We start from the raw sequence: 19,659 nt of genomic DNA, 5'->3' as shown, positions 1-19,659 counted from the left end.
CTATGATAAATGACGCTTTATCTCAATTAGAGCAATTAACCCAACAATTCATACTTCGACTGAATGAGACAAATTACGAGGAAGTTGAGATTTTTGTCGAAGTTCGTCAGATGAAGGTGGATAAACTGCTGAGTGTCTTGAAAAATACGCCTATGACAGCGGAGCAAAAACAGAAATTAGAGTCTATTCTAAGCCACGATGCAATAATTGATCAGCACATGCAATCGCTGAAACAGGAAGCCCAAAATTGGCTTGTCCAGCGAAATATGGCCAAATCGCAACGTAATGCTTATGAATCTAACTATACGCCTGATAGCTTTCTGATGGATCGTAGGAAATAAATTTAAATAGCTCTCGCCCAACACGTTATATGGTGTGGACGAGAGCTTTTTAACATTTAGAAAGCCACTAATTGAGTTTAAGCGAAAAGAAAGGTCCTATACAAAAAAACTATCAATTTATTGTTTCAGGCACTAAAATGTAGTTTAAAACATGATTAGTAAGTCTACTTTTAGTTCAAGTTCTAGTGTTTCAATGAACAAAGTTGTTGACTATTTACCCATTGTATTATATATGGAATAACTATACATGAAAACATTATCAATTCCAATTGACAATGGATAACTTTGGGTGGTATAGTCGGAAATGTGGGCGAGAGCTTCACTTCATTTGATGACGAAGGGAATGTTAGTGCATGCAAGGTAAAGTAAAATGGTTTAACGCAGAAAAAGGTTATGGTTTCATTGAAACGTCTGACGGCGGCGACGTATTTGTACATTTTTCCGCAATTCAAACAGAAGGCTTCAAAACACTTGAAGAAGGACAAGACGTGGAGTTCGACATTGTCGAAGGCGCACGTGGACCACAAGCCGCTAACGTAACCAAATTATAATCATCCCCGGCATAGCCGACCTACATAATTGGTAAGATGGTTAGCAATGGATAACGCGCTAGCAACTGCCCTGGAAAATATTCCAGGGCTTTTTTATGTTTTCTAATTACATAAAAAAGCCCCTTACCCAGTGGTAAGGAGCTCGACACAATAGAACATTTACTCTAGAGAACCATCAAAGTCAGCCATCTCCACAAAAATGGTATTGGAGGAGGCAGATTGTTTCTCTACGCTTCCGTCTGGATAGCGGAATTGATAGCGCAGGATGACCTGGGCGATCAGATACGCGCGGAGCGCAGATTCGATGTCGAAAGAAAAGACGATAACGGCTTTGTGGTCTGGGTCAAGCCGACCTAACGGAATATCTTGGAGCAGGTTAGGATGCGGAAGCGGCACAGAATTCACGGTGACAGTTCGCAACAAAATGAAATCTTCGGCTGCAAATGGTGCAGTGAGCAAGAGTTCTTCCAGCGGAGTATTGCCGATGTTTTCCACATGGACGGTGAAGGACAGGGTATCTTCTTGCCCGACACGCAAAGCGCTGGAGCTAAGTGTAAGTTTAGGGATGGCTGCAATAACGGTCACGCCGACGGTGTTGGTTTGGGTTGTTTCCTGGATGGTCTCTCCTCCACTACAACGTGAGGTATATTCGATGGTGGCTTGGTTGCTGAATGTTCCCTCTGTTGGTGCTTCACGAATTTGTGCCTGGAGCGTAAGGGTGAGCGTCTCCCCTGGTGCAATATCCGGAAGCGTGATACCTGCGGCGGGATTAGCGCCTGGCTGTGCTTTTTCTTGGATAGTTAGGCTGTTGGGTACATAAATGAGTCCATGTGGCAACGGGTCTGTGAACAGCGGATACTGTGCTGGAATTCCTCCTTTGTTTGTAATCTGAATGGTGAAGGTGAGTATGTCTCCTACAGAGGCATCCGTGGTATTCACTTTTTTAACTAATTCGAGCAGTGGGAATACAACTGGGATGGTAACGGTATTCGTAGTCAATGTCCCTGATACGACTCTTCCTCCAGGTAACGTAAACGAGTAGGCAAAGGCAGCTTGATTTACGATGTAGCCAGATGGAGGCGTCTCCGATACGGTCACTTGATAAGTCAGTGTCAATGACTGTCCAGGTTCCACAGACCCCAGACTAACACCGACAGCAGGATCGGTTCCCAACAGTGATTGACCGTTCAACTGTATGCTGTCAGGAATCAATAGAGTCCCGGCAGGAATGAAATTTTGCAGTGTAACTTCGGATGTTACGTTGCCAAAGTTGTTGAGCAGTACCGTATAAGTAAGGCTTTCTCCTGCGATGGCCTCCGTATTTTCCGTAGAGATACTTGCGGCAAGCTGTGGATCAAAAACAGTTATAGTCACGGTGTTGCTGGTAACCTCGCTCGCACCCTCATTGCCAGCATAATGGAGCCGTACGCTATTGTTTAGACGTCCTCCGAGAGGCGGAGACTGAACGTTCACGCTGTAGGATACATCCATTGTCTGTCCCGCCTGTAAGCTGCCGATAAATAATGGTTCACCTGGCTTGCTAGAAGCAGGTGGAGAACCGTTAATTTTCAAGCTGTCCGGGTTTATGATGGTTCCAATCGGTACGTAATCGGCTAACACTACATCGGTAATGACTGAGCCTGCATCATTAACAAGAGTCAGCTGATAAGGCACAGCATCGCCTAATGCGACAGTAGATACTGTTGTGCGTAGCACAGCTGACAAGGCTCCTTTAGCAGTAGGGGCTACTTTAACCGAGATAGAAGGTGAAGCAGTTACCAGATTCGTGCTTCGTCCGTCCGGCAGCTGGTAGGAGTAAGCCAGTGAAGCTTGATTCACCAGTGTGCCAGACTCGGAGGCACGAACGACAAGCGCGGAGAAGACGGAAGTCGTTTTTTCTCCTGGTGCGATGGTACCTAGGGCAATGCCTTGCCCTGGACTGACCCCATATTGAGGGATTCCATTAACCGAAACAGAGCCGGGAACAAAAGAAAGCTCCGATGGCAATGAGTCCGTTAACAAGCCAAAGGCACCGATATTTCCCGTATTTTCTGCGACGATGGAATAGGTGATGCTTTGGCCTGGCTGTACGCTCTCCGTGCTGGCTATTTTCGTCAGTTTCACCACAGGCTGAAGTAAGGCAATGGTGACAGCATTGGACAAAACGGCACTCGCTTCTTCACCATTTGAGAGTAACAAACGCGCCTGGTTCGTACGTGGTCCTGGCTGTTCTGTCGCTGTGATACGGACATCAAAGGATATGACAGTCTTGGTATTCGCTTCTAACGGTGGCAAAGATATGCCAGTGCCGGGATCGCTTTCTACCACCGTAGATCCATTAATCTGAACTGAACCTGTAATAAACTCGATGTCCTCTGGCAAAGTATCCAGCAAACGGGCATCTTGCACGGTATTCGTATCCTCGTTGAGGATCACGAGTTCATACGTCAAGGTATCGCCAGTAGTGGCGAAAGGTGAGCTTACGCTTTTACTTAATGTGATGTCTAGCGGTGACACGGCAACCTCAACAATGTTGGATAAATGGAAACCGCCTGCCTCTCGCCCATCTGGTGCATTAAAGCGATAGTCTACCTCAGCCTGATCGACCAGTAATACGGTTGCAGGGATGGAAGATACCAGCACTTGGAAAGTGACGGTTGCCGATTGTCCTGGTGGTATGGCTGGAGTCGGGATGCCGGAAACCGGACTTGCACCGGGAGCTGCAATGCCGTTAATCGAGACTGTGTTCGGAAGGAATACAGAGCCGTCCGGAATATTGTCACTTACAGTAGTTGAGGCTGCAATGTTACCCGTGTTGGATACGACAATCGTGTAAGTGATGATGTCTCCGACTGTGGCATTATTGGTATTGCTTGTTTTGACTGCTGTCAGGATCGGCTGGAAGACCGGAATGGTTATTACATTAGATGTTGAGCTACCAGTAAATGCCCCGCTGGTAAAGCTAACGGATGCCTGATTGTTTAATTGTGCCGGTGTGGGCAAGAAATCGACTCGAACCTGGAACGTAACAGTAGTAACAGCTCCTGGAGCGAGCGTACCGATGGCAATACCAAATCCAGGATTTCCATCAGGGAAGGAAGTTCCGTTTATGGTAACACTGCCATTTACAAAGGAGCTTCCCGCCGCAATCATATCTGAAACCACTATATTATTGGCTGTACTGATCCCATTGTTGGAGACAGCCAGTGTGTAGGTGATGATATCGCCAATAATGGCGTCGGTAGCCGCCGTTCCTTTGACAATGCTAACGTCTGGTGAGGATACAGAGATACTAACTGAATTGGATACCGCAGATCCGGATACAGTTCTGCCATCTGGTGGTTGGAAAGTGAATGAGCCTGATGCCTGATCGACCAGTACCTGTGGATTAGGCAGTGTATTGATAATGGTTTGGAACGTTACGGATACCGTTCCGCCTGGCAACACGGATCCAACTGGAACGCCAGTTTCGATGGACAATCCAGGTTGCGGACTGCCAGCAATGCTGACACTGTTGGCAAGGAAAGTCGATCCGGCCGGGATGCTATCACTGATGGTAAGCGCTGCTGCAATATTGCCGCTATTCACGGCTGTAATCGTGTAGGTCAGTGTATCGCCGACGGAGGCGTTAAGAGTGCTGGATGCTTTAGTAATTGCAATTAACGGTTGGAACACAGGTACGATGAGTGGATCGGAAAAGGCAGTGCCAGTGAACGTTCCGCTAGTAAACGTGACGGCTGCAATATCTGAGAGCAGTGGTGGCTGCGGCAAAGACTGGACAGTTGTCTGGAAACTGACGACGAATGTATTTCCAGGTGCGACGTTTCCGATGGCAATTCCAGCAACCGGAGAGGCATTAGGGAAGGCTACTCCGTCGATTAGGACACTGCCCGGAACGAAGGAGGTACCTGCAGGAATTGTATCGGTTACAACAGTATCTGTGACTGAATCCACGCCACTATTCGTGATGCTCAGTGTATATCTGATCGTATCTCCGACTACAGCGGCTGCCAGGCTGGATGTTTTAATTACCTGAATATTAGGTGCAGACACAGCAACGTTGACTGTATTCGATGTGACAGAACCGCTCAGTACTCTACCGTCAGGTGGTGAGTAGGTAAAGTCCGCTTGCCCTTGGTCGGTCAATATAGGTGGAGTTGGCAGAGACGAGACGATGGTTTGGAAACTCACTGTAATACTGCCTGAAGGGGCCAGTGATCCGAGCGTTATGCCTGTAACTGGCGAAGCTCCCGGGACAAGGATGCCGTTAACGACTACGCTGTTAGGCAGTAGTTCAGAACCTGCGGGGATGTTATCTGACAGCACAGGTATAACGGCAATATTTCCGGTATTAGTTAGCGTCAGGGTATAGACCAATGTTGATCCGATCTGTGTGTTGACGGTATTGACGGTTTTGGTCAGGCCGATGATCGGCTGATAAACAGGCAAGGTAACCGGATCGGATTGCGAAGACGTGGTCAACGCGCCTGAAGTAAAGCTAACGGTCGCTTGATTGGTTATTTGCGGCGGCTGCGGCAGACTAACGACGGAGACCTGGAATGTAACTGCTGCCGAACCACCTACTGCAATGGTGCCTACAGGGATACCGGAGCTTGGTGACGCAGCAGGTACAGAAGTTCCATTTACGGTTACGCTACCCGGAACAAAGCTGGTGCCGGGCGGCAGCTGATCAGATACAACGGCATTGACGACTTGACTGATTCCGTTATTCGTAGCAATCACAGTATACGTAATGGTATCTCCGACTACGGCATCTGTAGCGGATGCTGTTTTGATAACGTCCACATCTGGCGAAGAGACCGAGACGGTCACGGACGGAGATACTGCACTTCCAGTCAGGACACGACCATCTGGAGGCTGATAGCTGTAAGCTGCGGTCGCCTGATTGACCAATGTACCTGATGCGGGCAGTGAGGTAATGACTGCCTGAAAGGTCAGAGTGACGGTCGTAGCTGCACCTATGATACCTAATGGAATCCCAACACTTGGATCTGAGCCAGGTGCGGCGGTGCCATTGATCACTACACTATTAGGGATAAAGGCAGCCCCAGCCGGGATGGGATCACTAAGGACGGTATCTGCACCGATGTTTCCAGAGTTTGTAACGGAGAATGTATAGGTTACAGTATCTCCAACCGTAGCTCTTCCCGTTCCCGCGCTTTTAGTTACAGTGACGATCGGTTGATACACAGGGATGGTAACGGGATTGGATACCGAAAATCCATTAAATGCACCTGAAGTAAAGCTTACGGTCGCCTCATTGGTAATGGACGCTGGCGACGGCAGAGATTGTACGTTAAGCAAAAAGCGAATGGTAGCTCCGCCACCAGCTCCAAGCGTTCCGACAGGAATACCGTTTTGTGGGTTGGCTGTAACAACAGGCGTACCATTAATTGTAACGCTGCCCGGGACAAAGGCGGTTCCAAAAGGAATGGTATCCGTGACGATTACGCTAGTAACAGGATCGAGTCCGTTATTGAACGCAGTTATGACATAGGGGACAGAATCACCCACGACAGCGACAGCCACATCAGCTGCCTTCGTGACTGTTACATTCGGTGACGAGATCGGAATGGATACAGGCAGGGCCGCTCCGCTTCCGCTCAGCGTTCGTCCATCGGGCAATTGGAACGTGTAGCTCACAGTTGCCTGGTTGGTTAGTATGGAGCCAGGTGGTACTGATATGACCACGGCGCTAAACGAGACGGTTACCGTCGCACCTGGGGCGACCGAACCGATATTAATGCCTGTAATCGGGTCTGCTCCGGGAATGGGCGAACCGTTGACCAGTACGCTATTTTGATTCAGACTAAGCGAGCTGGACAACAGATCAAGCACGACCGTTTCTGCGGGCGCGTTGCCGGTATTGGTTACAGTGATGAAAAAGCCAAGTGTATTCCCTACGGTTGCACGATCTGCACTGAGGGTATTGGTCACATTCAAGATTGGCTGAAATACAGGCAGGCTGACCTGATTCGAGGCGGATTGACCTGCGAAAGCCCCGGAATTAAAGGAGACCGTTGCCTGATCCGTTGACAAACCTGACGCTGGCAAGGATGTTACCGTTGCCTGGAAGGTGACCGTTACTGAGCTGGCAGCAGGGATAGTGCCTACGGATACGCCTGTGGCGATGTTGGCTCCCGGTATAGTGACACCATTGACTTGTACGGAGTTAGGTATAAAAGTAGTGCCATCCGCAATCGGGTCGATAAAGACCGTCCCTGTTACGGGTGTAATGCCGCTATTTGCTGCGTTAATGGTATACGTAATGGTATCGCCGAAGGCTACAGAGGTCTGATTGACCGTTTTGGTCACGGTGACATTCGGATTGGATACGGGAATGAACACCGGATTCGATTGTGCGCTTCCATTTAATGTGCGACCGTCAGGTGGCTGGAAGGTGAATGTGGCCGAAGCTTGATTTAACAGACCCAGGCCAGCAGGGACAGCGTTAATGACCACTTGAAAGGTAAGAGCGACAGAAGCCCCCGCTGCAATGTTTCCGACCAGTACCCCTGATTGGGGATTGGCTCCAGCAACAGGCTGACCGTTCACGGTGACGCTATTCGGTATAAAGGAGGAACCAGATGGAATGGCATCGGTGAAGGTGGCGGTCGCTGCTAGATTACCTGTATTTTGAGCAGTGAGTGTATAGACTACGGTGTCGCCTACCGTTGCTTGACTCGTATTTGCAGTTTTAACAAGACTGACAATAGGCTGGTAAACAGGGACGACAACTGTGTTGGAGAGTGATGTGAAATTCAGTGTACCGCTGGTAAAAGAAACTGTAGCCTGATCACTCAGCTGAGGTGGGTCAGGCAGGCTGTTGACAGACACGGAAAAGGTGACGGTTGTTGACGCACCAGCAGCGATGGAACCGATTGGAATCCCCGTTAAGGGGCTGGCTGACGGCAATGTCGTTCCATTTACAATAACCGAGCCAGGAATAAAAGTGGAGCCCGACGGTATCGTATCGTTTACCCGAACATCCGTCACGGTTTGGACTCCGCTATTGGTAGCTGTAATGGTATAGGTTATCGTATCCCCAGGAACGGCGTCAGCTACCGAAGCGCTTTTGCTTACTTGCACATTGGGTGACGATACAGGAATTGTGACAATATTGGACGAGACATTGCCGTTAACAATCCGGCCATCCGGCGGTTGAAAGGAAAAGCTGATATTCGCCTGGTCGGTGAGTTGGGGAGGTAAAGGCACGGAAGTAATCACCACCTGAAAAGTTGTTTGAGTCGCGGCTCCAGGTGCAATGGAGCCAATAGACAGACCTGCTTCCGGACTGGCACCGGGAACAGGAACACCGTTGACGACCACACTGTTCGGTACCAGTGTTGAGCCTGCGGGAATATTGTCTGTCAATGTGGCAGCAGCAGCAATGTTACCATTGTTGGTCACCGCCACGGAATACGTTACGATATCGCCAACCGTTGCCTGTATGGGATCTACAGTTTTACTGACAGTTAGCACTGGGGCATTGACGGCTACCGTCACCGGGTTAGATACTGATACGCCTGAAAAAGCACCGCTGGTGTAACTGGCACGCGATTGATTGGTGAGCTGCGGAGAACTTGTTAATGGAGAGGATACCGTTACCCTGAAAGTGATTGTAGCTCCCCCTCCAGCGGCAATGCTCCCAATTACGATACCTAAAGACGGATCTCCACTGGCTATTGTGAAGCCATTCAGCGTTACGCTACCGGCAGTGAATTGAGAGCCGGCCGGGATAGGATCGGAAACGACCACATTGCTCACGGTCTGGATTCCGTTGTTGAGTACGGTCAGGGTGTATAACACCGAATCACCCGGAATGGCGGTGGAACGGTCTGCAGTCTTCGAAATGGACACATTCGGCGCAGACACAGGAATGGATAACACGTTGGACGATGTGCTATCTGTTCGCACTCGCCCATCGGGCAACGTAAAGGAAATGGCGGCGGTGGCCTGGTCTGTCAGTTGGGATGGTGTTGGAAGGGTAGCCACTACAGTTTGGAATGTCAGTGTGATAGGGCTTTGCGGCGACACGGTTCCGATGAAAATACCTGCTGCTGGACTGGCTCCAGGCTGACTAACGCCATTGATTACCACGCTGTTCTCCATAAATGTGGACCCGGCAGGAATAGCATCTGTCAGCGTTACAGAAGCATTATAGTTGCCGCTGTTCGTGACTAACAATGTGTACAGAATCGTGTCGCCTATCGTAGCTGCTGTTGTATTTGCAGATTTGACCACACTGATACGAGGCTGATAAACCGGCACAGAGACGGTATTTGTCTGGGATGTTCCGGTAAAAGCACCACTGGTGAAGCTGACACTGGCTGTGTTTTGCAGCGGCTGCACGGATGGAACGGCATTGACCAGCACAGCATAGGACACCTGCACGGATGCGCCTGCGCCAATGGTGCCGACTGGAATGCCACTTCTTGGGTCGGCTGTGCTCACAGGTGAACCACCGACGGTTACGCTTCCGGGTACAAATGACACGCTGCCGGGGAGTGGATCGGTAATTACGGTGTTTGTGATGGGGTCAATTCCGTTATTAACGGCGTTCACGCTGTAGGTCAGCGTTTCGCCAACACTAACGGATGTGAATCCCGCAGACTTGGTTACTGCTACGTTGGGAAGAGAAATCGATACGGAAACAATATTGGAGAGAAGCGAGCCCGACAGGGTTCTTCCGTCTTGCAACTGATATGAGTATTGGAGCAGGCCCTGATCGTTTAATCCACCCCCGGGTGGTAGCGAATCCACTGTCGTCCGGAATGAGACTGTAATTTGTGCACCAGGGTTTACGGTGCCTACTGAAATTCCCGTATTAGGATTGGCGCCTGGCACTGAGGACCCGCCGACAATGACGCTTCCGGGAATAAAGGTGGAGCCTGTCGGTACAGTTTCCGTCAAGGTCGTGTTTAATACGGCTGTTCCGGTATTAGCGATGAGAAATGAATAAGTAATCGTCCCGCCAACGCTGGCACGGTTGGAGCTGGCGCTTTTGGTAATCGTCGGCGCTGCAATAACGACAGGTATGGTTACAAGATTGGACAAAGATGATCCGGTAAAGGCCCCGGAAGTGAAGCTGACAGTTGCACGATTGTTGATTTGTGCAGGAGAAGGTAGAGAATTAATGGCTGCCCGAAATACAACCGTAACCGATGCGCCTGGAGCTAAAGTGCCGATCGGAATACCGTTCACAGGTGTAGCAGTCGCAGAAGCAGTTCCGTTCACGGTGACGCTACCAGGTACAAAGGCAACTCCGCTTGGAAGCGGATCGGTAACGACTACATTGGTCACATTGGCGATTCCGTTGTTTGTGGCGGTTATGGTAAATTGAACAGTCTCTCCGACTGCGGTTGCCGCCAGGGAAGAGGCTTTTGTCACGGTCACATTTGGTGAGGATACGGGAATGGTGAGCGTGTTGGACGTCCCGCTTCCGTTCAATATACGTCCGTCAGGCGGTGTGAAGGTATACGTGTAAGCCGCCTGATCGGTCAAATTACCAGAGGCGGGAACCGCGTTGACGAGGGCCTGGAAGGTCACGGGTACAGTAGCACCTGTATTAATCGTTCCTACTGAAAAACCAGTAGCGGGATTGGCAGCAGGCACGGAAGAACCACCAATGGTCACACTGCCCGGTATGAAGGATGATCCGGCGGGAATGCTCTCCGAAAAGCTGAGATTTGCAGCAATGCTGCCCGTGTTGGATATCTGAAACGTGTACGTAATCGTATCTCCAACTGTAGCAGCCGTTGTATTGGCACTTTTAACAATTCCAATAACAGGTTGGTAGATTGGTGTACTGGCAGTGTTGGACGGAACGTTGCCAGAAATGACAGGTCCTCCAGGCACGGTTTGGAAGGAAAAGGATGCCGATGCTTGATTGCCCAGCTGGGTGTTTGCTGGCAATGAAGTGACGGTTGCACGGAATGTAATGGTCACCGTGGAAGCAGGAGCTACACTGCCCACTGTGATACCTGTAGCGGGATTGGCTGTTGGCTGGGCTGTGCCCGCGACAACAACACTGCCGGGTACGAAGGTAGCCCCAGCTGGTATGGTATCGGTAAGTACTGTGTTGGAAGCACTGACGAGCCCCGTATTCGAAATGTTAACCGTATAGGTCACAGTATCGCCAATAACCAAGCCTGTAGAGCTGGCAGTTTTGGTCAGGGTCACCAGTGGAGCATTGATATCAATTTGAATGGCATTGGCATTTACAGTGTAAATGTCACCATTTGTTGTCAGCTGGAGGACACCTGTGGTTTGGCTATTGAGCAGCGTGGAGGAAATATCGACATTGGTAATGTCCCAACCTTGCCGTCCACCCGTGACCTGCGTTCCAGGTGCTCCATTCACGGCATTAGTTGTACCGAAGGTCCCCGTCGTGACCAATGTACCGTCGTCTCCGTTAATTTGGGAAGCGAAAAAATTAGTCGAAAAATTATTAGGCCCAGACAGCGCAGTCAAACTCGATGTGGTAGGTCCAAACAACGCACGGTCACCCGTAATGTCCACGTCACCCTCTTGGGCGCTAATCAGCGCCCTACCACGCAAAGTCCCCTGCACAGGTGTGGCAAAGCCGCTCACCACTACATTGACCGAGCCTGTAGCGGTACTGACCCCTTCACCACCAACACGTAGCGACAGGTTGCGGAAGGGCAGAGACGGGTTATTGTACACCACAGCCAGCGTCCAGCCGGCATGGTTGGTGTTGGTGGAATCGGGAACCGTGATGGTGCCCGTCACATTTCCGACCGTATACGCACCAGCGCCACCTTGAATGACCAGATTTGTGACATTCGCTGTTCTCACATAGGTACTGAGACTAGTGACGTTGACCGATGTTGCAGATTCAGGACTGACCGTAGTAGATAAAGCAGGTGTCTGAAATGTGACAGGGTTGCTGGTGCTGGACAATACATTGGTACTGCCGTTGGCATAACTTCCTCCCCAAATAAGCTCAGCATACAGCACCGTACTGCCCGCAGGGAGCACAAGGAATGCTGTCGATGAGTTACTGGTAAAGGTAGAAGTCGTGCCAAATGGATACGTACCGAAGCGAGAGGCTGTATTAGTTGTGATGAACGCGCCAATGCTGGTCGCTGTTCCCGGCACTCCTACCGAATTAGAGCGTGCCAGCCCAAGTGTATTCCCTATAAAGGTGACAGCCCCCGTCTGGTTCGTTACGTAACGCTGAATAAAAGCCATGGATTAGCTTCCTACTTTCCATCTCTTCCAAATCCGTTATCTTAGGATTTTCGTATAGGAAGAGCCAGCTAGGCTGGGTGTAATAATCCTTTCGTATAAATTGCCTGCGTTATAACCAGGCCTTGCATATCGCACAAGCCCATGTACCTAATCCAGCGGGAAAAGGTCACCCCCTTTTCGATAAAATAGCTTAGCATGAAGCCCAAAATAGTTGTTTGTCGTGACGTCAGCGGGGCAATATTTATATATGCACTCATTATTCACATATGTATGCAAGTCAATTTTAAACATACCTGTTTTCAAAGAATGACGTTATCGGAAGCGTTTTAGCGAAAAAAGAAGAATTTTGTAAAATAGCTTCGAAATGTTGGTCTCTTTTTTTACTTGGCGTTAACATATGTGCTATACTGAAGGAGCAAAGGAGGCGTGCCCTATGAACTTAACAGTACGAGGTCAACAGATCGAGGTTACCGACGCTTTGAAGGACTACGTTGATAAGAAATTCAGCAGACTTGAAAAGTATTTCGATGCACCCCCGACGTCTGATGGAAGTGTAACGTTAAGCACAACCAGAGATTTGCACACTGTAGAAGTAACCATTCCTTTGCCGGGGCTTGTACTCCGTGCCGAAGACGAGAGCGATGACATGTATTCATCCATTGATGCCGTGGTAGACAAGCTTGAACGGCAAATTCGCAAGCACAAAACCAAGCTAAACCGTAAATTCCGTCAGGAAGGCAGTTTGAAAACCCTTTTTGTGGAAGATCCGGCAGGTGGCGTGGCTGTTGCTGAAGATGAGGATGTAGAACTGGATGAGCTGGAAGTCGTCCGCACCAAGCGTTTCTTATTGAAACCTATGGATGTGGAAGAAGCTATTCTTCAAATGAACATGGTTGGACATAATTTCTTTGTGTTTTCCAATATTGACAACGAAGAAGTTAACGTAGTTTACAAGCGCAATGATGGTAAATACGGTCTGATCGAACGAGAATAGCCTGTGAAGTAGGAACTTTTCACATTTTAAAATGAATAGAACGATTTCGATTGAAGCATGCTTCATGGATATTAGGAAAATGAAAACAACACGAGCCTTATCCTTGCGAACCTGGCGGGATAGGGCTCTTTTATATGTTTTTTTGTAAATGTAAGGAAATTTTAACTTGGATAAGCGTAACTAAGTTGTGTATTTCGTGCGTCAATTGTTTTGGTATCTTTAACCGGATGCAAATCTGGAGGCTGCTTGTGTTGCGGCATGTCCTACAAACTGTTACAATTTATGCAAAGAACATCGCACGATGGGCTGGTACAGCCGGGCCTGTCAAACATATCGGGAATCAATTTCATCATGGACCCTTTCTTATTGTGAAATTGATTCTATTAATTGTTTTGCGCGAAAGGGGTAAACCATGCTAGGAATTGTTAAGAAAATCTTCGGAGATACCAATGAACGTGACGTCAAGCGTTTAATGAAGACGGTTGAACTGATCAATAAGATAGAGCCGGATTTCGAAAAGCTCTCGGATGAGGAGTTGCAAGCGAAGACGGCAGAATTTAAAGCTCGGGTCGAACAAGGGACTACGGCTGAAGAAATTTTGCCGGAAGCTTTTGCAACGGTTCGCGAAGCGTCCAAGCGGGTGCTGGGTAAACGTCATTATGACGTACAGATGCTCGGCGGTATTGCGCTGCATGAAGGTAAAATTGCCGAGATGAAAACCGGTGAAGGTAAAACACTGGTAGGAACACTGCCGGTTTATTTGAATGCTCTGTTGGGCAAAGGCGTGCACGTGGTTACGGTCAATGACTATTTGGCGCAACGTGACAGCGGAGAAATGGGACAGATTTATAACTTCCTGGGAATGTCCGTAGGGCTGAATTTGGCCAATATGGATCATGCCGCCAAGCAGGCAGCCTATGCTTGTGACATCACGTACGGTACAAACAACGAGTTCGGGTTCGATTATCTGCGTGATAATATGGTGCTTTACAAAGAGCAGATGGTACAACGTCCGTTGTACTTCTGTATCATTGATGAAGTCGATTCTATTCTCGTCGATGAAGCCCGTACGCCATTGATTATTTCAGGACAAGCTCAGAAATCGACAGAGCTGTATTTCGCGGCTGACCGTTTTGTGAAGAGCCTGAGTGTTGAAGAAGATTACACTCTGGATATTAAGGTGAAGTCGGTTGCTTTGACCGAAAACGGCGTATCCAAGGCCGAGAATTTCTTTGGTCTTGAAAACTTGTACGATCAGGAAAGTGTTACAATCAATCACCACATTGTACAGGCATTGAAGGCTAATGCTATTATGCGTTTGGATGTGGACTATGTCGTAGCTGACGGTGAGGTCCTGATTGTCGATGAGTTTACAGGTCGTCTGATGGCTGGACGCCGTTACAGTGATGGTCTGCATCAAGCCATTGAAGCGAAGGAAAACATCATTGTACAAAATGAAAGCATGACGCTAGCGACGATTACATTCCAAAACTATTTCCGTATGTACCGCAAATTGGCGGGGATGACGGGTACAGCGAAAACAGAAGAAGAAGAATTCAAAAAAATATATGGTCTGGAAGTACTCCAAATTCCAACGAATCGGCCTAACCAGCGTGTAGATATGCCTGACGTTGTATACAAGAGCGTAAAAGGCAAATTCCATGCAGTGGTGGATGAAATCCTGGAGCGCAACAAAAAGAACCAACCGATATTGGTAGGTACGGTTTCTATTGAAAACTCGGAGCTTCTTTCTGAAATGCTGAAACGCAAAGGCGTTCGTCACAAAGTGCTTAACGCCAAGTATCATGCTGAGGAAGCTGAGATTATTTCCCGTGCAGGTGAAGCTGGCGCAGTTACCATCGCTACCAACATGGCTGGACGCGGTACTGACATCGTACTGGGCGAAGGCGTATCAGAACTCGGTGGTTTGCACATCATCGGTACAGAACGTCATGAATCCCGTCGTATTGATAATCAGCTTCGCGGACGTGCAGGACGTCAGGGTGATCCGGGCTCCACACAGTTTTACTTATCGCTGGGCGATGAGTTAATGAAGCGTTTTGGTGCGGACAACGTGCTGAGTATGATGGAGCGTTTGGGCTTCGAGGAAGACCAACCTATCGAGAGCCGTATGATTACACGTGCTATCGAATCAGCTCAAAAACGTGTCGAAGGCAACAACTTTGATCAGCGTAAAGTTGTTCTCCAGTATGATGATGTAATGAACCAGCAGCGTGCTATTATTTACAAGCAACGCCGTGAGGTGCTGGAATCAGAGAACATCAAGGAAATTGTGTTCGATATGATCAAGCCTGTCATTGAGCGCGTAGTGGAAGCTCATTGCGGCGATGACATTCCTGAAAACTGGGAGCTTGAAGAAGTAGCAGAGTATGTGAACAACAACCTGCTTGAGGAAAATACACTTACGCGTGACGACCTGTGGGGCAAGGAAAAAGAGGAGATCGTGGATATGATCTTCGAGAAAGTTACCAACAGATACCACAGCCGTGAAGAAATGATTGGCGAAGATATGGTACGCGAGTTCGAGAAGGTTATCGTATTGCGTGCAGTCGATAGCAAATGGATGGACCATATTGATGCTATGGATCAATTGCGTCAAGGTATTCACTTGCGTGCTTACGGCGGTACCGATCCGCTGCGCGAATATCAATTTGAAGGCTTCGAAATGTTCCATGCTATGATTGCTAGCATCCAAGAGGAAGTAGCCACATACATCATGAAAGCACAAATCGAATCCAATCAAGAGCGTCAGGCTGTCATCGACGAAGACAAAATCTCGACGAGTGGTGAACCTGCGGCTCCTAAAAAGAAATCCGCTCCTTCGCGTCCGCGTAGAAAATAACGGATTGAAATTAAGGGAGAGATCTTGAGATACACTATTCCCTGCAGTGCATATAATGGCAGGCGGCAGTTCAACCACTGACCGTCGGCCATTTTGTGCCATACAGGGGTGAGACTGATGTTTTCAACTTATAGGTCTCTGTTGGAGGATCAGTTTGAACATTGATGAATGGCTAGCTTGATCTCAATTCTTTTTAAACAATTATGACAAGCAAGCTGGTCTCTGCTTGTTTGTCAGTTAATTCAGCAGTTAATCTGGCTCACATAACCAGAGCCAGTTATTTAAAAGCAGTTTGACTTTACGACGGTCGGTAGCGAAGCGGAGGATTTGAATCTGGAGAAGCGTCAGCGTTCGCCTTTGCAGTGAGATCAAATCATTCGCGCAGCGCCTACCCACCAGCCGTAACTCACAACGCTTTTACTCCCCTAACCCTATATTAAAAGGAGAATGTCATCATGATTGATCCAAATGTAAAACATGATTTAAGAGAAATAGGCAAGAAACTAACAAACCTTAGGGGGTCTCTTTGACTTAGATCTCAAACAGGAAATGATCTCAAACTTTGAGGAAAAGATGGCTGCGCCTGATTTTTGGGATGATAACGATAAAGCTCAAGCCGTGATCGCGGAAATGAACGCGGTTAAGTCTTCTGTAGACAGCTATGAACAGCTCCGTCAGGAATATGAGGATGCGGGGATGATGGCTGAGCTAGCTGATGAGGAAGGCGACGAAACACTGGCTGGAGAAATTGAAAATAGTATCAGATCTTTGCTGAGCAAGCTTCAAGAGTTTGAACTCCAATTGCTTTTGAATCAGCCATATGACAAGCTTAATGCCATTTTGGAGTTGCATCCGGGGGCGGGTGGAACCGAGTCGCAGGACTGGGGTCAAATGCTGCTACGGATGTATACACGCTGGGCAGAAAAACGCGGTTTTAAGGTAGAAACGCTGGATTACCTTGCGGGTGATGAAGCAGGGATCAAAAGTGTAACGCTGCTGATCAAGGGCTATAATGCTTATGGCTACCTCAAAGCAGAAAAAGGCGTGCATCGTCTCGTTCGCATTTCTCCATTTGATTCCTCGGGTCGTCGGCATACGTCGTTCGTATCCTGCGATGTCGTACCGGAAATTGCGGATGATGTGGACGTTGAGATCCGGACAGAGGATCTTAAAATTGATACGTACCGGGCCAGCGGTGCAGGTGGTCAGCATATTAATACGACCGACTCAGCCGTTCGAATTACGCATCTTCCTTCCGGCATTGTTGTAACTTGTCAAAATGAGCGCTCCCAGATCAAGAACCGTGAGCAGGCAATGACGATGCTCCGTTCCAAGCTCTACGAGCGTAAGATCGAAGAGCAGCGTCAGCAATTGGACGAAATCCGCGGAGAACAGTCCGATATTGCATGGGGAAGTCAAATTCGCTCCTACGTGTTCCATCCATACAGCATGGTTAAGGATCATCGTACTAGCGTGGAAACTGGCAACGTAGGAGCTGTCATGGATGGCGATCTCGATCCGTTCATCGATGGTTACCTGCGCAGCCAAATTAAGCTGGACGCAGAATAATAGCCTGAACGTTTTCCTACAGTCTGCAGACCATGTGCCTGCGGACTGTAGGAATTTTTGTGTAACGGTATTTTTAACTAAAGGAGAACACGAATGATGTCTCAATTGAATCCCCCCGCTGCCCGCCGAAGACGCCGCAAGCCTCTGATTGCCGCCAGCGGACCCGCACGCAACGTGACCGACATTTTGCTGATTATACTCGGCTCTTTCATTACAGCGCTGACCTTTAACATGTTCTTGCTTCCAAACCGGATTGCATCCGGGGGTGTATCGGGCTTGTCTATCTTGGGTGAGGACCTGTTTGGCCTGGAACCAGCCTATACGCAGTGGGGAATGAATATTCCGTTATTTATAGCAGGGGTCCTGCTGTTAGGGAAAAAATACGGTTTGCGTTCTTTACTGGGAAGTATTATGCTGCCGCTATTCGTTTATGTCACGAAGGACTGGGCAGTTCCGACAACAAATCCGTTGCTGGCTTCGCTATATGGTGGAATCGGAGTAGGGTTGGGTTTGGGGACTGTATTTCGGGGCAGGGGCTCGACGGGTGGACTGGCTATTTTGGCGCAGATTATTCAAAAGTATACGGGCTTTAGTCTTTCTCTCTGTGTCATGTTGATGGATGGCACGGTGATTACACTGGCTGGTTTCGCCCTCTCGCCGGAACGTGCGCTGTATGCGTTGATTGGCTTGTTTGTAACTGGTAAGGTCATTGATGCTGTGGAAATGGGACTGAGCTACTCCAAAGTAGCTTACATCATATCCAATCAGAAAGAAACGATCACGCAGGCTATTTTGCAGGATTTGGACCGAGGATTGACAGAGCTGGCAGGGCGGGGCGGTTACACGAACGAAGAACGTCCTGTTCTTATGGTTGTAGTCGGACAAAACGAGGTAACTCGCCTCAAGACGCTCGTCCGCTTGGTAGACCCGGAAGCTTTTGTGATTATTAGTAATACTCGTGAGGTATTGGGTGAAGGGTTTAAGAAGGAAAGCTAAAACAAAGGGGCCTGTCTGAGACTTGCTCTTAACTGAATCAATGCAGGAGAGCCCACTAATGTAGTAGGCTCCTCTCTCTTTTAGAATAGCTTTACTAGATTCTTTTTACTAATCGTTCAAGCCAATTTGCCGGTTGTCCTTGATTGAAATACGAGGTTAGCGTTCCTCTTACCCCTGTTTTGACCATAAATAGACCGCCTGCTAATGGTTGATCGGCACTATCATTATCTTGAGCAGTCGTAATATATAACTCATCCAGATGTTCACCGCCAAAAGCACACGAAGTCACACAATTGACGGGGAGTGACACCTCAGCAATCACTTCTCCATGAGCAGGATGGATACGGGAGACACGTTTACCACCCCATCGCGCGACCCACAACATGCCCTCTGCATCGATTGTCATGCCATCTGGATACCCTTCACTTTCATCCAATCTAGCCACCAGTTGCTTATTCCTAATCGTGCCTTGTGCCACATCGTAATCGAAGGAGACGACCTCCAATGTTGGAGTATCAATGTAATACATTGTACGATGATCTGCGCTCCAGGCTAATCCATTAGATATGGAAGCTTTATCAACCAGTAAGGAGACATTGCCTTTTGTGCTCAGACTATACAATGCTCCTTGCGCGTGTTCGCCATTTAGGCTCATTGTTCCTGCTAAAAAACGTCCTGTAGGATCGCATTTTCCATCATTAAAACGATTACCTAGTTTACCTTCCTCAGGATCATGGATCAATACTTTGGCCCCTGTCTCAATATCCAAACAATATAGACCGCTAATCAGCGCTACGATCACTTTATTTTTGAGATAAGGTACAACTGCACCAATATGTTCACCAACCTCTATTGTACGATCTGTGCACGTAGAAGGATCATAGATATGCAATTGAAAACCTTCAATATCGACCCAAAATAAACGCTGAAACCGCTGATCCCAGCTGGGACCCTCGCCTAACTTTGCCTTTGCATCTATAACGATATTCGCTGTATATGTTTCGATGTGTAGCACCCCTAACGTTTAAGTTTATTTTCGACCCCAATTATCCGCTTCAGCGGCTCCTCTGCGCAGATTCACTAGATGCAGCCCATGTGACTCCCTTCATG

Annotated in this window: 8 protein-coding genes; 6 read left to right on the top strand and 2 right to left on the bottom strand. The window is 48.4% G+C overall.

Going from position 1 to position 19,659, the window contains the following annotated elements; genetic code table 11:
- Positions 1-2: 2 nt before the first annotated feature.
- Complete coding sequence (locus ACM1ND_RS24415) at positions 3-341, top strand: hypothetical protein (RefSeq protein WP_418026696.1); 339 nt, start codon at positions 3-5, stop codon at positions 339-341.
- A 353-nt stretch (positions 342-694) separates the two neighbouring features.
- Complete coding sequence (locus ACM1ND_RS24410; protein ID WP_013312263.1) at positions 695-892, top strand: cold shock domain-containing protein; 198 nt, start codon at positions 695-697, stop codon at positions 890-892.
- 159 nt (positions 893-1,051) lie between these two features.
- On the opposite strand, the gene ACM1ND_RS24405 is transcribed toward ACM1ND_RS24410, so the two are convergent.
- Positions 1,052-12,127, bottom strand: a complete 11,076-nt coding sequence (locus tag ACM1ND_RS24405; RefSeq protein ID WP_418026694.1) for an adhesin — start codon at positions 12,125-12,127, stop codon at positions 1,052-1,054.
- Between the two features lie 433 nt (positions 12,128-12,560).
- On the opposite strand from ACM1ND_RS24405, the gene hpf reads away from it, so the two are divergent.
- The 4 genes from hpf to ACM1ND_RS24385 all read left to right on the top strand — a co-directional run bounded on the left by hpf (position 12,561) and on the right by ACM1ND_RS24385 (position 18,549).
- The gene (gene hpf / locus ACM1ND_RS24400; protein WP_023990642.1) at positions 12,561-13,121 is read left to right on the top strand and encodes a ribosome hibernation-promoting factor, HPF/YfiA family; all 561 of its coding nucleotides are present in this window, start codon (positions 12,561-12,563) and stop codon (positions 13,119-13,121) included.
- A gap of 412 nt (positions 13,122-13,533) precedes the next feature.
- Complete coding sequence (gene secA, locus ACM1ND_RS24395; RefSeq protein ID WP_023990640.1) at positions 13,534-15,984, top strand: preprotein translocase subunit SecA; 2,451 nt, start codon at positions 13,534-13,536, stop codon at positions 15,982-15,984.
- Positions 15,985-16,439: 455 nt separating this feature from the next.
- Positions 16,440-17,553 (top strand): peptide chain release factor 2 gene (prfB, locus tag ACM1ND_RS24390; protein ID WP_103744773.1). Its coding sequence is split into 2 segments (ribosomal slippage): positions 16,440-16,511 and positions 16,513-17,553, totalling 1,113 coding nucleotides; the frame shifts between segments, so codons are not numbered across the junction.
- 96 nt (positions 17,554-17,649) lie between these two features.
- Positions 17,650-18,549: a YitT family protein gene (locus ACM1ND_RS24385; RefSeq protein ID WP_023990638.1), complete on the top strand. Its 900-nt coding sequence runs from the start codon at positions 17,650-17,652 to the stop codon at positions 18,547-18,549.
- Between the two features lie 94 nt (positions 18,550-18,643).
- On the opposite strand, the gene ACM1ND_RS24380 is transcribed toward ACM1ND_RS24385, so the two are convergent.
- On the bottom strand, positions 18,644-19,564 hold the full coding sequence (locus ACM1ND_RS24380; protein ID WP_013312255.1) for an SMP-30/gluconolactonase/LRE family protein: 921 nt from the start codon (positions 19,562-19,564) through the stop codon (positions 18,644-18,646).
- Between the last annotated feature and the right edge of the window lie 95 nt (positions 19,565-19,659).

Origin of the sequence: Paenibacillus sp. JJ1722 (genome assembly GCF_048282685.1) — a bacterium.
GTDB lineage: Bacteria > Bacillota > Bacilli > Paenibacillales > Paenibacillaceae > Paenibacillus > Paenibacillus polymyxa_B.
This window is presented reverse-complemented; position numbering and strand designations above follow the sequence as displayed.